General features: G+C 60.4%; 14 protein-coding genes. 5 read left to right on the plus strand and 9 right to left on the minus strand.

Annotated elements, in window-relative coordinates; all coding sequences use genetic code 11:
- Window positions 1-4: 4 nt before the first annotated feature.
- The 3 genes from K6T12_RS00400 to K6T12_RS00410 all read right to left on the minus strand — a co-directional run bounded on the left by K6T12_RS00400 (window position 5) and on the right by K6T12_RS00410 (window position 3,522).
- A complete protein-coding gene (locus tag K6T12_RS00400) occupies window positions 5-781 on the minus strand; it encodes an enoyl-CoA hydratase (RefSeq protein WP_222218334.1) in 777 nt (258 codons plus the stop codon).
- A 20-nt stretch (window positions 782-801) separates the two neighbouring features.
- Window positions 802-1,959 carry an acyl-CoA dehydrogenase family protein gene (locus K6T12_RS00405; RefSeq protein ID WP_222218336.1) on the minus strand — a complete coding sequence of 386 codons (1,158 nt, stop codon included), beginning with the start codon at window positions 1,957-1,959 and terminating at the stop codon, window positions 802-804.
- 69 nt (window positions 1,960-2,028) lie between these two features.
- Entirely contained in the window at window positions 2,029-3,522 is a 1,494-nt protein-coding gene (locus K6T12_RS00410) for a CoA-acylating methylmalonate-semialdehyde dehydrogenase (protein WP_222218338.1), read from the minus strand.
- A 199-nt stretch (window positions 3,523-3,721) separates the two neighbouring features.
- On the opposite strand from K6T12_RS00410, the gene K6T12_RS00415 reads away from it, so the two are divergent.
- Window positions 3,722-4,633 (plus strand): AraC family transcriptional regulator, encoded by a 912-nt coding sequence (locus K6T12_RS00415; protein ID WP_222218340.1) that lies wholly within the window; start codon window positions 3,722-3,724, stop codon window positions 4,631-4,633.
- A 59-nt stretch (window positions 4,634-4,692) separates the two neighbouring features.
- Here the strand turns inward: K6T12_RS00415 and K6T12_RS00420 are convergent, their stop codons facing one another.
- From K6T12_RS00420 to K6T12_RS00445, 6 genes are all read right to left on the minus strand, one after another.
- On the minus strand, window positions 4,693-5,871 hold the full coding sequence (locus K6T12_RS00420) for a thiolase family protein (RefSeq protein ID WP_222218342.1): 1,179 nt from the start codon (window positions 5,869-5,871) through the stop codon (window positions 4,693-4,695).
- Window positions 5,872-5,959: 88 nt separating this feature from the next.
- Window positions 5,960-6,889 carry a branched-chain amino acid ABC transporter permease gene (locus K6T12_RS00425; RefSeq protein ID WP_222218344.1) on the minus strand — a complete coding sequence of 310 codons (930 nt, stop codon included), beginning with the start codon at window positions 6,887-6,889 and terminating at the stop codon, window positions 5,960-5,962.
- Window positions 6,890-6,906: 17 nt separating this feature from the next.
- Window positions 6,907-7,794: a branched-chain amino acid ABC transporter permease gene (locus tag K6T12_RS00430; RefSeq protein WP_222218346.1), complete on the minus strand. Its 888-nt coding sequence runs from the start codon at window positions 7,792-7,794 to the stop codon at window positions 6,907-6,909.
- A gap of 144 nt (window positions 7,795-7,938) precedes the next feature.
- Entirely contained in the window at window positions 7,939-9,144 is a 1,206-nt protein-coding gene (locus K6T12_RS00435; RefSeq protein ID WP_222218348.1) for an ABC transporter substrate-binding protein, read from the minus strand.
- Between the two features lie 90 nt (window positions 9,145-9,234).
- Window positions 9,235-9,945 (minus strand): ABC transporter ATP-binding protein, encoded by a 711-nt coding sequence (locus tag K6T12_RS00440; protein ID WP_222218350.1) that lies wholly within the window; start codon window positions 9,943-9,945, stop codon window positions 9,235-9,237.
- Window positions 9,942-10,751, minus strand: a complete 810-nt coding sequence (locus tag K6T12_RS00445; RefSeq protein ID WP_222218352.1) for an ABC transporter ATP-binding protein — start codon at window positions 10,749-10,751, stop codon at window positions 9,942-9,944. The genes K6T12_RS00440 and K6T12_RS00445 overlap by 4 nt, the downstream gene beginning before the upstream one ends.
- A 455-nt stretch (window positions 10,752-11,206) precedes the next feature.
- On the opposite strand from K6T12_RS00445, the gene K6T12_RS00450 reads away from it, so the two are divergent.
- The 4 genes from K6T12_RS00450 to K6T12_RS00465 all read left to right on the plus strand — a co-directional run bounded on the left by K6T12_RS00450 (window position 11,207) and on the right by K6T12_RS00465 (window position 15,415).
- Window positions 11,207-11,623, plus strand: a complete 417-nt coding sequence (locus tag K6T12_RS00450; protein ID WP_222218354.1) for a MerR family transcriptional regulator — start codon at window positions 11,207-11,209, stop codon at window positions 11,621-11,623.
- Between the two features lie 59 nt (window positions 11,624-11,682).
- Complete coding sequence (locus tag K6T12_RS00455; protein ID WP_222218356.1) at window positions 11,683-12,849, plus strand: isovaleryl-CoA dehydrogenase; 1,167 nt, start codon at window positions 11,683-11,685, stop codon at window positions 12,847-12,849.
- A gap of 151 nt (window positions 12,850-13,000) precedes the next feature.
- Window positions 13,001-14,608: a carboxyl transferase domain-containing protein gene (locus tag K6T12_RS00460; protein ID WP_222218358.1), complete on the plus strand. Its 1,608-nt coding sequence runs from the start codon at window positions 13,001-13,003 to the stop codon at window positions 14,606-14,608.
- Between the two features lie 12 nt (window positions 14,609-14,620).
- Complete coding sequence (locus K6T12_RS00465) at window positions 14,621-15,415, plus strand: enoyl-CoA hydratase/isomerase family protein (RefSeq protein ID WP_222218359.1); 795 nt, start codon at window positions 14,621-14,623, stop codon at window positions 15,413-15,415.
- The last annotated feature ends 1 nt before the right edge of the window (window position 15,416 follow it).

A 15,416-nucleotide genomic window follows, 5' to 3' on the forward strand; every position in this document is an offset into this window, starting at 1 on the left:
GCGATTACTTGTTTTTCCACTCCGGCGCCCGCTTCTGCAGGAACGCGTTGACCCCTTCACGCTGGTCTTCGGTGTGGAACAGGTCGACGAACAGCTCACGCTCCAGGATGTAACCCTGGTCCCAGTGGCCGCTACGGTTGTTCTGGATCAACTGCTTGCAGGCCGCCACGGCGGTCGGGCTCTGCTGCTCGACCATCTTGGCCATCTCCAGCGCCCGCTCGAACGACTGTCCCTGCGGCACCAGTTCCTCAACCAGACCGATCTCCTTGGCCTGCGGCGCCTTGATGCGTTCACCACAGAGGATCATCCGCTTGGTCCAGCCCTCGCCGACCAGCATGGTCAGGTTCTGGGTACCGCCGGCGCACGGCAGCAGGCCGACCTTGGCTTCCGGCAGTGCCATCTGGGCCTGCTCCTCGGCCACCCGGATATCGCAGGCCAGCGCTACCTCCAGGCCGCCGCCCATGGCGAAACCGTTGATCGCGGCGATCGACACGCCGCGGAAACGGGCCAGGGTCTCGAACGCTTCGCCGAAGTAACGCGCCATATCACGCGCCACCGAACGGTCGCCGTCGGCAAACAGGTTCAGGTCGGCACCGGCGGAGAAAAACTTCTCGCTCTGGCTGCGGATCACCAGCGCATAGACCTCGTCATCCTGGTTCAGCTCCTCGACCACCCGCTTGAGCCCCTTCAGGCTCTCTTCGGTCCAGGTATTGGCCGGCGGGTTGTTCATGGTGATGACCGCAGTGTGGCCCTGCTTTTCGACAATCAACTTGTCCGTCATGTGCTGCTCTCCGTAACGCTTTACAGAATCTCGGCCGCATCCTGCATCAGCAGGCGGCGAGAGATGATGACACGCATGATTTCATTGGTGCCTTCGAGAATACGATGTACCCGGTTGTCACGCAGGTAGCGCTCCATCGGGTACTCCTTGATGTAGCCGTTGCCGCCGAAGATCTGCAGCGCTTCATCGCAGATATCGTAGCAGGCGTCGGTGGCAAACCGTTTTGCCATCGCGCAGTAGGTGGTCTTGTCGGCATGCCCGGCATCCAGCTTGCTGGCCGCCAACCGTACCATCTGGCGTGCAGCAACCAGGTCGGTGGCCATATCGGCCAGTTTGAACTGCAGCGCCTGGAAGCTGGCCAGCGATTTGCCGAACTGCTTGCGCTCATGCATGTATTCGGTGGCCTTGTTCAGCGCCGCCTGGGCGGTACCGACCGAACAGGTGGCAATGTTGATGCGACCACCGTCGAGCCCCTTCATGGCGATCTTGAAGCCGTCGCCCTCGTTGCCGAGCAGTGCACTGGCCGGAACCCGCACATCCTCGAAGGTGATCATCCGGGTCGGCTGGCTGTTCCAGCCCATCTTGTCCTCTTTGCGACCGTAGGTGATGCCGGCCGCCTTGGCATCGACGGCGAACGCGGAGATCCCTTTCGGGCCCTCTTCGCCGGTGCGCGCCATCACCACCAGCACGTCGGTGCTGCCGGCGCCGGAGATGAAGATCTTGCTGCCATTTAGCACATAGTCGTCGCCGTCACGACGGGCGCTGGTCTTCAGCGACGCGGCGTCGGAGCCGGCGTTCGGTTCGGTCAGGCAGTAGGAGGCCAGCTTCTGGCCGGCGGTCAGATCCGGGCACCAGGCCTGGCGAGTCTGCTCGTTGCCGAACGCGTCAATCATCCAGGTCGCCATGTTGTGAATGGTGATAAAGGCGGTGGTCGAGGTGCAGCCCATCGCCAGCTGCTCGAAGATGATGCTGGCATCCAGTCGGCTCAGGCCGAGACCGCCGACATCTTCCGAAGAATAGAGGCCACAGAAGCCGAGTTCGCCGGCCTTGCGCAATACTTCGACCGGGAACAGCTGTTCCTGATCCCATTCGGCGGCATGGGGTTCCATCTCGTTCTGCGCAAAGGCGCGGGCCATGTCGGCGAATGCAATCTGGTCTTCGTTGAGTTCGAAATCCATCGCTCTCTCCTGAAATCATACAATCGGGCCGACCGTCAGGTCGGCCCGAGCATAGAACTGCCTTGGTTATTATTTGAGATGGATGGTGGTGTTGACGCCACGGTCGATATCATCTTCGAACCAGCGCGCGGTCACGGTCTTGGTCTCGGTGTAGAACTTGACCGCCTGCTTGCCGTAAGCGTGCTGGTCACCGTAGAACGACTTGCGCCAGCCGGTGAAGGAGAACATCGGCAGCGGCACCGGCACCGGTACGTTGATACCGACCTGGCCGACCTTGATCTCGTGCTGGTACTTGCGGGCAGCCGCTCCGGAAGCGGTGAAGATTGAGGTACCGTTACCGTACGGGTTCTCGTTGATCAGCGCGATCGCCTCGTCCAGGGTATCCACTTCCAGCGCGATCAGCACCGGGCCGAAGATCTCTTCCTGGTAGATGGACATATCGGTGGTCACGTTGCGGAACATGGTCGGGCCGACCCAGTTACCATCCGGGTAACCTTCTACCACGCACTCGGAGCCATCCAGGATGCAGTCGGCGCCAGCCTCTTTACCTTCCTGAATGAAATTCAGAACGCGCTGCTTGGCCTGCGGGTTGATCTGCGGACCGTAACCGGCTTCCGGATCGTTCCAGGCGCCCGGACGTACCTTGGCCAGTGCATCACGGACTTCAGGGATCCATTCGCGAGCCTCACCGACGAATACCGCCACGGAGATCGCCATGCAACGCTGACCGGCGGCACCGACAGAGGCACCGGCGATGTTGTTGACCACCTGGTTCTTCTGGGCATCCGGCATCACAACCATGTGGTTCTTGGCACCGGCAAACGCCTGTACGCGTTTCATATGATCGGTACCGGTGCGATAGATATGCTCGCCGACCGCGACGGAACCGACGAAGGAGATCGCCGGGGTGTCTTTGTGGACCAGCAGCTGGTCAACCACCTCTTTGGTGCCGTGCACGATCTGCAGCAGGCCGTCCGGCGCACCGGCTTCATTGAACAGCTCGGCCAGACGCATCGGCGTCAGCGGGTCCTGCTCGGACGGCTTCAGCACGAAGGTGTTACCGCAGGCGATCGCCATCGGGAACATCCACAGCGGAATCATCGCCGGGAAGTTGAACGGGGTGATACCGACACAGACGCCCAGCGGTTGGGTGATGCTGTAGCAGTCGATCTTGCGGGCCACGTTCTCGACGGTTTCGCCCATGCTCAGTGAAGCGATGTTGCAGGCATGCTCGACTACCTCGATACCACGCCAGACGTCGCCCTTGGCATCGTCGAAGGTTTTACCGGTTTCCTGCGACAGCAGGGTTGCCAGCTCGTCGTGATGCTCTTTCAGCAGCGCCTGGTAACGCAACATCAGACGCGCCCGCTCACCGACCGGAGTATCTTTCCAGGTTTCGAACGCTGCTTTCGCTGCGGCAACGGCACGCTCCACCTCGGCTTCGGTGGCACAAGGCACCTGCGCGATCACTTCCTGAGTGGCCGGGTTGGTAACAGGAATCAGGTTCTGGGACTCGCTCTGGACGAGTTCACCGTTGATCAGAAGAGGGACTTGCTGAGTCATCACGTTTACCTTTTGTTGTTATCTTGCTTACCCTGGTTACGTCGTCTTTGGAGCTTCCGAAAAGTTGGAACTCTCGCAACGACGCGCTGTTAAGGAATTTGTAACACAGCCCCCAGAGCCTCAGGATTGATTAAGTTGCGCGAATACTGGATTATATTGCGATACATTAATGGTTTTCCCTTATACATAAGTTTAGTCCATGAGCAGCCCCTCACAATGGCCACTGGCACCGGAAAGCAGCCGCTTCGTCATTCCGCGCCGCACAATCAGTCAGTTGGCCGCACATCCGCTAAGCAAGGGCCTCTACCCGCTCGGTATCGGTTACTATCAACGGGCCAGCGGCCACCATATGGCCCGCCAGGAACATGACGACAACCTGCTGATCTACTGCCTGGAGGGCCGTGGCCGGCTGACCGTCGGCGAAGAGCGCCATACCGTGCGCGCTGGCGATCTGATGCTGATTCCGCGCGGTATCGCGCACGCCTACCAGTCCGGCAAGGCGGATCCCTGGACCATTTTCTGGGTCCATTTCGACGGCGAGGACGCCGCCGACTTCATCGCCCACCTGCAGAGCAGCCGCAGTGGCCAGGCCGGTCCGGTCAGCCGTCTCGGTATCCACTCCCGACTGGTCAGCGATTTCAGTGCCCTGCTGGAGAGCCGGCAGGCCAGCTATAACCTCAACGCCTATATCAACGCGGCCAATCAGCTGCGCCAGATACTGTCACATATTGCGCTTCTGCAGCCGCTGGCGCGGCAACAGCAGAGCGCCGACAGCTTTGACCTGGAGGCGATCCACAGCCTGATGCAGTCGCGACTGCACGAACAACTGGATCTGGACACCCTGGCCGAGACGGTCAACCTGTCGAAGTACCATTTCGTCAAGCGCTACAAGGAACTGACCGGCACTACGCCGATCAACCATTTCATCCACCTGAAGATCGAAAAAGCCTGCCATCTATTGGACGTGACACAGAAGAACATCAACGAGATCGCCTTCGCAGTCGGCTACGAAGACGCCTACTACTTCTCGCGAATCTTCAAGAAAACCATGGGATTGTCGCCGAGCCAGTACCGCCAGATGCGGGTCGGCGGCGTGCCTTATGGCCGCTAGCGGCTATAACAAAAAACGGGCCGCAAGGGCCCGTTTCAGGAATAGAACCAGAAGCTGAGTTACAGCAACTCAACCGCCACCGCGGTCGCTTCACCGCCACCGATACAGAGCGAAGCAACCCCTTTGCTCAGGCCACGCTGCTGCAGTGCGTACAACAGGGTCACCAGGATACGGGAGCCGCTGGAACCGATCGGATGGCCCAGTGCGCAGGCGCCGCCATGCACGTTGACCTTGTCGTAATCCAGCCCCAGCTGGTCAACCGCCAGCATGGTCACCACCGCGAAAGCTTCGTTGATCTCGTACAGATCCACCTCGTCCTTGCTCCAGCCGGCTTTATCCAGCACCTTCTGGATGGCGCCAATCGGGGCGATGGTGAACTCCTCCGGCAGCTGGGCGTGGGTGGAGTGGGCCTTGATGCGGGCCAGCGGCTTCAGGCCGCGCTGCAGGGCTTCGGACTCGGACATCAACACCAGCGCCGAGCCGCCGTCGGAGATCGAGCTGGAGTTGGCCGCGGTGACGGTACCGTCCTTCTTGAAGGCCGGCTTCAACTGACGGATCTTGTCGATGCGAGCATTACCCGGCTGCTCGTCAGTATCGACCAGGGTTTCGCCCCTGCGGCTGGTTACCGTTACCGGCGCAATCTCATCTTTAAAGGCGCCGGTTTCGATCGCCTTAAGCGCGCGCTCCAGCGACTGGATCGCAAAATCGTCCATCGCCTCGCGAGTCACATTGAACGTGTCGGCGCTCTGCTGCGCGAAAGTCCCCATCAGGCCGCCCTGGTAGGCGTCTTCCAGGCCGTCGAAGAACATCGAATCGATCACCTGCTGATGCCCCATCCGCATCCCTTCGCGGGCTTTCGGCAGCAGGTAGGGCGACTGGCTCATGTTTTCCATACCACCGGCCACCATCACCTTGGCTTCGCCGGCCTTGATCTGGTCGTGCGCCAACATCACCGCCTTCATGCCGGAACCACACATTTTGTTAACGGTGGTACAGCCGGCATCGACCGGGATACCCGCGCCAAGCGACGCCTGGCGTGCCGGTGCCTGACCGAGGCCTGCCGGCAGCACGCAGCCCATCACCACTTCATCGACATCGCTACCGACGATATGGGCGCGCTCCAGCGCAGCCTTGATAGCGGTGGCACAAAGCTCAGGAGCCCGTACCGAACTCAGTGAACCCATCATGCCACCCATCGGTGTACGGGCAGCGCTAACAATAACCACGGAATCCTGCATACAAACCTCAGTTTACGTAAACGTCATATATAGATTATAGAAAAAGGCGCAGTTAGCCCACTGCGCCTTACCAGTCCATCACCCCGACTCAGGAGCTGAAGTTACGCTTGATCACCTTGTTGATCTCACCGACGATGCCGCTGCGGAACGCCAGTACGCAGATTACGAAGATCGCGCCCATGATGATGTGCAGATAGTTACCCAGCTCACCACCGGACAGGTAGTTCTGAATGCCCACCACTACGCCGGCGCCGACCAGCGGGCCGAGAATGGTGCCCATGCCGCCTACCAGGGTCATCAGCACCACCTCGCCGGACATGTGCCAATGCACGTCGGTCAGCGACGCCAGCTGGAATACCAGGGTCTTGGTGGAACCTGCCAGTCCGGCCAGCGCCGACGAAATAATGAACGCCACCCACTTGTAGTCGTTGACGTTATAGCCCAGCGACACGGCACGCGGCTCGTTCTCGCGGATCGCCTTCAGCACCTGGCCGAACGGCGAATGGATGGTACGGTGGATCAGCCAGAAGCCGAACACGAACACCGCCAGCACGAAGTAGTACATCGCCATATTGTCGGACAGGTCGATCAGCCCGAACAGCTCGCCGCGCGGCACGCCCTGCATGCCATCCTCACCACCGGTGAACGGCGCCTGCAGATAAACGAAGAACATCAGCTGGGCCAGCGCCAGGGTCACCATCGCAAAGTAGATCCCTTCACGCTTGACCGACAGCTTGCCGTAGAAGGCGCCCAGCAAAGCGGCCGCCGCCGTCCCGCACAGAATACCCAGTTCCGGCGTGATGCCGGTGTTCATCATCAGGTAACCGGTGACATAGCCGCCGGTACCGAGAAACACCGCATGGCCGAACGACAGCAGGCCGACGAAGCCGAGCAGCAGGTTGAAGGCGCAGGCGAACAGTGCGAAACAGAGCACCTTCATCAGGAAGACCGGATAGAGAATGGTCGGCGCGATCAGCGCAAAGCCCAGCAGACCCAGGTAAAGTTTGTTTATTTTCATTGTTACCACTCCCCTTCTCAGGCTTCTTTACCGAACAGGCCGGCCGGTTTCAGCAGCAGTACCACAACCATCACCAGGAAGATGATGGTGGTCGAGGCTTCCGGATAGAAATACTTGGTCAGCCCTTCGACCACCCCCATGCCGAGACCGGTCAGGATGGCGCCACCGATCGAGCCCATGCCGCCGATCACCACGATCGCGAACACCACGATCAGCATATTGGAGCCCATCTCAGGGCTGACCGCGTAGACCGGTGCGGCCATGACGCCCGCCAACCCCGCCAGCGCCACGCCGAAGCCGAAGGTCAGGGTGACGATCAGCGGTACGTTGATACCGAACGCCTGCATCATTTGCGGGTTCTCGGTGCCGGCCCGCAGGTAGGCGCCCAATTTGGTTTTTTCGATCATCCACCAGGTACCGAAGCAGACGGTGATCGACGCCACGATGATCCAGGCGCGGTAGTTCGGCAGGTACATGAACGGCAGCTTGGTGCCGCCTTTCAGTTCGGCGGGGATCGCATAGGAGAGGCCGGAGGAGCCGAAGCCATGGGTAAAGGCCCCCTGCAGAATCAGCGCGATACCAAAGGTCAGCAGCAGGCTGTACAGGTGATCCTCATTGGCGATCGGTCGCAGCAGATAGCGCTCCATCAGCACCCCGATGACGCCCACCAGCAGCGGTACGATGATCAACGCCGCCCAGTAGTTGATACCCATGTACTGCAGGGCCATCCAGGCGATGAAGGCACCGACCATGTAGAGCGCGCCCTGCGCAAAATTAATGATTTTCAGAAGACCGAAGATTATTGCCAAGCCGAGGCTCAGCAACGCATAGAATGAGCCGTTGATCAGGCCAACCAGCAACTGGCCGGACAGACCGAACAGATTGATACCAAGAAACGTCACCATAACACCACCCAGAAATCAGCACAGAACACCCCAAGGCCCCGGGGTAAAACCGGCCGGCCCAAGAGGCTGTGACACCCCTCGAAACCGGCCGGTTAGCCTGTCTTGCGGAACGGCGCCCAGGCCGTTCCCAAGATCACCGAGCCGTTATTTGAACTCGCACTGAGCCAGCATCGGCGCAAAGGCCTCATCACCCGGAATGACTTTCTCCACGGCGAAGATATCGTCCTCACTCTTACGCTCGGAGGCGGTCTTGATCCGTACCTGGTACATGTCGTGCACCATCCGGCCGTCGGCACGCAGTGTCGCATTGCGAGCGAAGAAGTCGTTCGGCTTGTTGGCCTTCATGTGCTTCATGACGGTGTCGGAATCGTCTGTACCGGTCGCCTTGACCGCGTTCAGGTAGTGCATGGTGGCGGAGTAGGCACCGGCATGGCCCATCGCCGGGATGGAGCCGTGACGCTCCTTAAAGCGCTTGCTCCAGGCGCGGGTCTCGTCGTCCAGATCCCAGTAGAAGCCGGTGGTCAGCTTCATGCCGCCGGCAATTGCCGGATCCAGTGCCTGGGCGTTCGGCGTAAACACCAGCAGGCCGGCCACATCGACCATCTCGGTCAGGCCGAACTCGGCGGCGGTTTTCAGCGAGTTGACGAAGTCGGAACCGGCGTTGGCCAGCGCCACTACGTCAGCACCGGAGGACTGTGCCTGCAACACGTAGGAAGAGAAGTCTGTGGTGCCCAGCGGTGCGCGCACCGCGCCAACCACTTCACCACCGTTGTTTTCGATTACGCCAGTCGCCACTTTCTCCAGTGCGTGACCGAAGGCGTAGTCGGCTGTGATAAAGAACCACTTCTTCTTGCCGGACTGAACCATCGGCTTGACGGTACCGTTGGCCAGGGCGACCACGTTATAGGTCCAGTGTGCGTTGTACGGCGAACAGGCCTTGGTGGTGAATGCGTTGGACGCGGAGGTGGAGATCAGCGCGATCTTCTTGTTGTCGGTCAGCACCTTGGTTACCGCACCGGTTACCGAGGATGCCACCAGGCCGGTTACCGCGTCGACCTGCTGGTCTTCAACCCACTCACGCACCTTGGCGGAACCCACGTCGGCCTTGTTCTGGTCATCGGCGGTGACGATCTCGATCGGCTTGCCCAGTACGCTGCCGCCGAAATCCTCAACCGCCATCTCAACCGCCGTCACACAGCCCGGACCACAGACATCCGCATAGACGCCACCCATATCCGCCAGCACGCCGATCTTCAGCTTATCATCGGACAGGCCGGCAGCCTGGGCGCCGGTAGCGGCGATTGCGGTGGCCATAGCAGCGGACATCAAGGTTTTGGTCATTGCTTTCATCGTTATTCTCCTGATTGGATTTTTTATTTTTATCGATCTCATTTTCCGAACAGTGCGCCGCACAGGGCGAATTCCCCGTGCAAGCCCCTGTCAAACCCCCAGGTAGGTGTTCAACATTTCGGATTTAGCTTCCAGCTCTTGAGCATGGACCTCTTCCACGATGTGGCCGTGCTCCATAACGTAATGGCGGTCGGCAATCGGTGCGGCGAAACGGAAATTCTGTTCCACCAGCAGGATCGTCAGACCTCGCTCCTTCAACCTCATCAGCACCTCGCCCAGTTTCTTGACGATAACCGGAGCCAAGCCCTCTGTGATCTCATCCAGCAGCAGGATATTGGCGCCCGAACGCAGGATTCGCGCCAGTGCCAGCATCTGCTGCTCACCGCCCGACAGCCGGGTGCCCTGGCTGGTGCGGCGCTCGTAGAGGTTGGGGAACATCTCGTAGATCTCCTCAACGCTCATGCCGTCGCTACGCACCGCCGGCGGCAGCATCAGATTTTCTTCGACGTTCAGGCTCGAGAAGATTGCCCGCTCCTCCGGACAGAACCCCACCCCCAGATGGGCGATCTTGTGGGCCGGCATGCCGATGGTTTCGCGGCCGTTGATGTTGATCTGTCCGGTACGGCGGCCAACCATATTCATGATCGAGCGCAACGTGGTGCTGCGACCGGCGCCGTTACGGCCCAACAGGGTGACCAATTCACCCTGGCTGACGTGCATATCGATGCCATGCAGGATGTGCGACTCGCCGTAGAAGGCGTGCAGGTCGCTGATACGGATCTTTTCGTCACCGGCACTCATGCGCTGACCTCCTCTGCTGATTTGGCACCGGTCGTCTGACCCGGCACCTCTTCATCCGCCTCGACGCCCATATAGGCCTCGCGTACTCGCGGATCGGCGGACACGGTGTCGTAATCGCCTTCGGTCAGGATCGCGCCACGCTGCAGCACGGTGATCCGATCGGCCAGTTTGGACACCACGTGCAGGTTGTGCTCCACCATCAGGATGGTACGCCCGACGGAGACCTTCTTGATCAGGTCCGCCACCAGACCGACATCCTCGTGGCCCATCCCTTGGGTCGGTTCGTCCAGCAGCATCAGTTCCGGCTCCAGCGCCAACGTAGTGGCGATCTCCAGCGCACGCTTGCGGCCGTAGGAGAGGTCGACGGTGGTGGCGTTGGCAAACTCCAGCAGGCCGACCGAATCGAGCAGTTCTTCGGCGCGGCTGTTCAGCTTGTTCAGCACCGATTGGCTTTTCCAGAAATGGAAGCTGTTACCTTCCTTGCGTTGCAGGGCGACCCGTACATTTTCCAGTACGGTCAGGTGGGGAAATACAGCGGATATCTGGAAGGAACGGATCACACCCATTCGGGCGATCGCCGCCGGCTTCATTCGCGTGATGTCGTTGCCGTTATAGAGAATCTGGCCGGTGGTCGGCGTCAGGAACTTGGTCAACAGGTTGAAAACGGTTGTCTTACCCGCACCATTGGGCCCGATCAAGGCGTGGATGGTGCCGCGCTCGACGTTCAGATTTACATCGTCTACAGCGGTAAAACCCTTGAACTCCTTACGCAGGTCAAGAGTTTGCAGAACGTAGTCAGCATTCATGCTAAACCGAAGCCTCTCGTTCTTATTGTTATTTGTGGGCTGTATTGCCCTGGCCTGGGAGTCTTTCGGACCTAACACTGATCGACTGCGTGGAAACGAGCTTGGTCAGATTTCACGTTCTTTATCGGTAAATGGCGAGCTATTCGCCTCAAAAGACCGACAAATCTGCCTCAAATCGGTTTCCCCTCGCTACGATCGGTCAACTCCGACAGACTCCGGGAACGCTGACCTCAACGTCAGCGACGAATCGAAATTAGCAATTTCCCTTACAGGAAGCCAAGTACAACTTTAGTCGTAGGGGCCCGTTCGACAATCGGTAAATACCCGAATATCTCTGCGAATTCAGCCACTTATACTAAGCAGTAAGCCGAATATTCGACCTTGGTCCCAGCCGAAGCCAGCTTTACGTTTACGTAAACTTTAACTAGACTCGAATCAAACAGTAGAAGGACACCATGAATAATCAAACGACCTACTCCATCAGCGAACTCGCCACAGAGTTCGACCTGACCACCCGTAGCATCCGTTTCTATGAGGATCAGGGTCTGCTGTCGCCGCAGCGCCGGGGCCAAACCCGGATCTACAGCCGGCAGGACCGGGTTCGCCTGAAACTGATCATGCGGGGTAAACGACTCGGCTTCTCACTGGCGGAGATCCGTGAGCTGTTCTCGCTGTGGGACGAAACCGCCAGCGGCAGTGAAAAGCAGCTACGACTGCTGCTGGACAAGATCGCCGAAAAGCGGGCCGAGCTGGATCAGCAGCTGAAGGATATCGCCATGGTGCAGCTGGAACTGGATAGTGCCGAAGCGCGTTGTCGCGAGGCGTTGAACGATTTGACTGGACAAAAACAACAAATCAGCGCCGATTCCTGAGTACTCGCCGCGCGTCGCGACGGATACCCGGCAAAGGCCTGAGAGCTATGGGTGGATATATGATTGCACAATACTCCGAACTGAACTTTGGTCTGGGCGAAACCCTGGACATGCTGCGCGAACAGGTCAATGCCTTTGCTGCGCAGGAGATCGCCCCGCGCGCTGAAGAGATCGACCGCGAGAACGCCTTCCCGAACGATCTGTGGCGCAAGTTCGGCGACATGGGGCTGCTGGGGATCACCGTCAAGGAAGAGTACGGCGGTGTCGATATGGGCTACCTGGCCCATGTGGTCGCGATGGAAGAGATCAGCCGCGCGTCCGCGTCTGTCGGCCTCTCCTACGGCGCCCACTCCAACCTCTGTGTCAACCAGATCCACCGCAACGGTAACGAAGAGCAGAAGCAGAAGTACCTGCCGAAGCTGATCAGCGGCGAGCACATCGGCGCGCTGGCGATGTCCGAGCCGAATGCCGGCTCCGATGTCGTATCGATGAAATTGACCGCCCGCGACAACGGCGACCACTTCCTGCTGAACGGCAACAAGATGTGGATCACCAACGGTCCGGACGCCCACACCTACGTGATCTACGCCAAGACCGACACCAGCGCCGGCCCGCGCGGTATCACCGCGTTCATCGTCGAGCGCGACTACCCGGGCTTCTCCCGCCACCAGAAACTGGACAAGCTGGGGATGCGCGGCTCCAACACCTGCGAGCTGGTATTCGAGGACTGCCCGGTACCGAAGGAGAACATCCTCGGCGAACTGCACGGTGGCGTCAAAGTCCTGATGAGCGGCCTGGATTACGAGCGTCTGGTACTGTCCGGCGGCCCGCTGGGCATCATGCAGGCAGCGATGGATATCGCCGTGCCGTATATCCGCGACCGTCAGCAGTTTGGCCAGGCGATCGGCGAGTTCGAACTGGTACAGGGCAAGATCGCCGACATGTACACTCAGATGAACGCCGCCAAGTCCTATGTCTACATGGTCGCCCAGGCGGCGATGCGTGGCGAGACCAGCCGCAAGGACTGCGCCGGCGCCATCCTCTACTCCGCCGAGATGGCCACCAAGGTCGCGCTGGATGCGATCCAGCTGCTGGGCGGTAACGGCTACATCAACGAATTCCCGACCGGCCGTCTGCTGCGCGACGCCAAGCTGTACGAGATCGGCGCCGGCACCTCCGAGATCCGCCGCATGCTGATCGGCCGAGAGCTGTTCCTGAACAAGTAAGCGGGGCCGGCGGGGATGACTCCGCCGTCAGCCCGGATCAGGCGCCATCCGTCTAAATTCATTCGGGGATGGCGCCCTCTATATAAAAGGAACCAATAGCGGGGCGGAATCGCAGCCACAGCCGAGTTGCGCCCTGATGCAGGAGTTCGGTATGACCACTCTCACCTCCAAGATCAACCCGCGCGCAGACGAATTCCGTGCCAACTACGAGGCCATGGCCGAGGCAGTTGGCGACCTGCGCGACAAGGTCGCCACCATCGAACAGGGTGGCGGCCCGAAATACCAGGAGCGCCACCTGTCGCGTGGCAAATTGCTGCCGCGCGAGCGCATCAACGTGCTGCTCGATGAAGGTTCCGCCTTCCTCGAACTGTCCCAGCTGGCCGCCTATCAGGTTTATGACGATGTGATCCCTGCCGCCGGTATCGTCGCCGGTATCGGCCGCGTCTCCGGCCGGGAATGCATGATCATCGCCAACGACGCCACCGTCAAAGGCGGTACCTACTACCCGCTGACCGTCAAGAAACACCTGCGCGCCCAGGAGATCGCCGAGCAGAATAACCTGCCCTGCATCTACCTGGTCGACTCCGGCGGCGCCAACCTGCCGCAGCAGGACGACGTGTTCCCGGACCGCGATCACTTCGGCCGTATCTTCTACAACCAGGCGCGGATGTCCGCCAAGGGGATCCCGCAGATCGCCGTGGTGATGGGCCTCTGCACCGCCGGCGGTGCCTATGTGCCGGCAATGGCCGACGAGTCGATCATCGTCAAGCAGCAGGGCACCATCTTCCTGGCCGGCCCGCCGCTGGTGAAAGCCGCCACCGGCGAAGTGGTTTCCGCCGAAGACCTGGGCGGCGCCGACGTGCACTGTCGCACCTCCGGGGTGGCGGATCACTACGCCGAGAACGATATGCACGCGCTGCAGATCGCCCGCAGCTGCGTCGCCAACCTAAACCGCCGCAAGCAGCTCGACCTGGATATCAAGCCGCCGAGCGAACCGCTCTACCCGGCCGACGAGATCTACGGCATCGTCGGCACCGACCTGAAGAAACCGTTCGACGTGCGCGAGATCATCGCCCGTATCGTCGACGGCTCCGAATTCGACGAGTTCAAGAAGCTGTACGGCACCACGCTGGTGACCGGCTTCGCCCACATTCACGGCTACCCGGTCGGTATCGTCGCCAACAACGGCATCCTGTTCGGTGATTCGGCCCAGAAAGGCGCCCACTTCATCGAGCTGTGCTGCCAGCGCAAGATCCCGCTGCTGTTCCTGCAGAACATCACCGGTTTCATGGTCGGCCAGAAGGCCGAATCGGAAGGGATCGCCAAGCACGGCGCCAAGATGGTGACCGCCGTGGCCTGCGCCGACGTGCCCAAGCTGACCGTCCTGATCGGCGGCTCGTTCGGCGCCGGCAACTACGGCATGTGCGGTCGCGCCTACAGCCCGAACTTCCTGTGGATGTGGCCCAATGCCCGAATCTCGGTGATGGGCGGCGAACAGGCCGCCGGGGTACTGGCCACCGTCAAGCGTGACGGCATGGAGCGCGCCGGCCAGCAGTGGTCTGCGGACGAAGAAGCCACCTTCAAGAAGCCGATCATCGATACCTACGAGCATCAGGGGCACCCCTACTACGCCTCCGCCCGGCTGTGGGATGACGGCGTGATCGACCCGGCCCAGACCCGCGACGTGATCGGCATGGGGCTGTCGGCGGCACTGAACAAACCGATCGGCGACACCAAGTTCGGTGTCTTCCGCATGTAAGGAGCTGTAAAGATGAGCAACAACTTCGTACTGCTGGAAAAACGCAGCGATGGCGTCGCCGAGCTGATCATCAACCGGCCGGAGGTGCACAACGCCTTCGACGATGACGTGATCAACCAGCTGATCGAGCAGCTGGAAGCGACCAACCGCGATCCCGAGGTGCGGGTACTGGTACTGCGCTCCAACGGCAAGAGCTTCTCCGCCGGTGCCGACCTGGCCTGGATGAAACGGATGGCCCAGAACAGCCACCAGGAGAACATCGAGGACGCCGGTCGGCTGGCACGGCTGATGGAAACATTGAACAACCACGCCAAGCCGACCATCGGCCTGGTGCAGGGCGCCGCTTACGGTGGCGCGGTCGGCCTGGCCGCCTGCTGCGATATCGTCATCGCCGCCGAAACCAGCCAGTTCTGCCTGTCCGAGGTAAAAATCGGCTTGATTCCGGCGGTGATCAGCCCCTACGTGGTGCGGGCGATCGGCGAGCGCCAGGCGCGCCGCTATTTCGTTACCGCCGAACCGTTCAGCGCCCGTCAGGCGCAGCAATACGGTCTGGTGCATGAGGTGGTCGCCACGCCGGAGCTGCTGGACGACGCCTGCCAGCGCTTCGTCAGCCAGCTGCGCCGTAACAGCCCGCAGGCGATGCATGCCGCCAAGGAGCTGGTGTTCGCCGTCAGTGGCAAACCGATCGAGCAAACGGTGATCGACGACACCGCCCGCCGTATCGCCGACATCCGGGTCAGCGACGAGGGCCAGGAGGGGCTGGGTTCCTTCCTCGAAAAACGCAAACCCAACTGGATTCAGGAGTGAG

The organism is Marinobacterium arenosum, assembly GCF_019795155.1.
GTDB classification, from domain to species: domain Bacteria; phylum Pseudomonadota; class Gammaproteobacteria; order Pseudomonadales; family Balneatricaceae; genus Marinobacterium_C; species Marinobacterium_C arenosum.

Coding starts and splice junctions, on each gene's coding strand:
- K6T12_RS00450 (WP_222218354.1), top strand. CDS start 11,207: ATGAATAATCAAACGACCTACTCCATCAGCGAACTCGCCACAGAGTTC.
- K6T12_RS00405 (WP_222218336.1), bottom strand. CDS start 1,959: ATGGATTTCGAACTCAACGAAGACCAGATTGCATTCGCCGACATGGCC.
- K6T12_RS00465 (WP_222218359.1), top strand. CDS start 14,621: ATGAGCAACAACTTCGTACTGCTGGAAAAACGCAGCGATGGCGTCGCC.
- K6T12_RS00410 (WP_222218338.1), bottom strand. CDS start 3,522: ATGACTCAGCAAGTCCCTCTTCTGATCAACGGTGAACTCGTCCAGAGC.
- K6T12_RS00400 (WP_222218334.1), bottom strand. CDS start 781: ATGACGGACAAGTTGATTGTCGAAAAGCAGGGCCACACTGCGGTCATC.
- K6T12_RS00445 (WP_222218352.1), bottom strand. CDS start 10,751: ATGAATGCTGACTACGTTCTGCAAACTCTTGACCTGCGTAAGGAGTTC.
- K6T12_RS00435 (WP_222218348.1), bottom strand. CDS start 9,144: ATGAAAGCAATGACCAAAACCTTGATGTCCGCTGCTATGGCCACCGCA.
- K6T12_RS00415 (WP_222218340.1), top strand. CDS start 3,722: ATGAGCAGCCCCTCACAATGGCCACTGGCACCGGAAAGCAGCCGCTTC.
- K6T12_RS00420 (WP_222218342.1), bottom strand. CDS start 5,871: ATGCAGGATTCCGTGGTTATTGTTAGCGCTGCCCGTACACCGATGGGT.
- K6T12_RS00430 (WP_222218346.1), bottom strand. CDS start 7,794: ATGGTGACGTTTCTTGGTATCAATCTGTTCGGTCTGTCCGGCCAGTTG.
- K6T12_RS00440 (WP_222218350.1), bottom strand. CDS start 9,945: ATGAGTGCCGGTGACGAAAAGATCCGTATCAGCGACCTGCACGCCTTC.
- K6T12_RS00455 (WP_222218356.1), top strand. CDS start 11,683: ATGATTGCACAATACTCCGAACTGAACTTTGGTCTGGGCGAAACCCTG.
- K6T12_RS00425 (WP_222218344.1), bottom strand. CDS start 6,889: ATGAAAATAAACAAACTTTACCTGGGTCTGCTGGGCTTTGCGCTGATC.
- K6T12_RS00460 (WP_222218358.1), top strand. CDS start 13,001: ATGACCACTCTCACCTCCAAGATCAACCCGCGCGCAGACGAATTCCGT.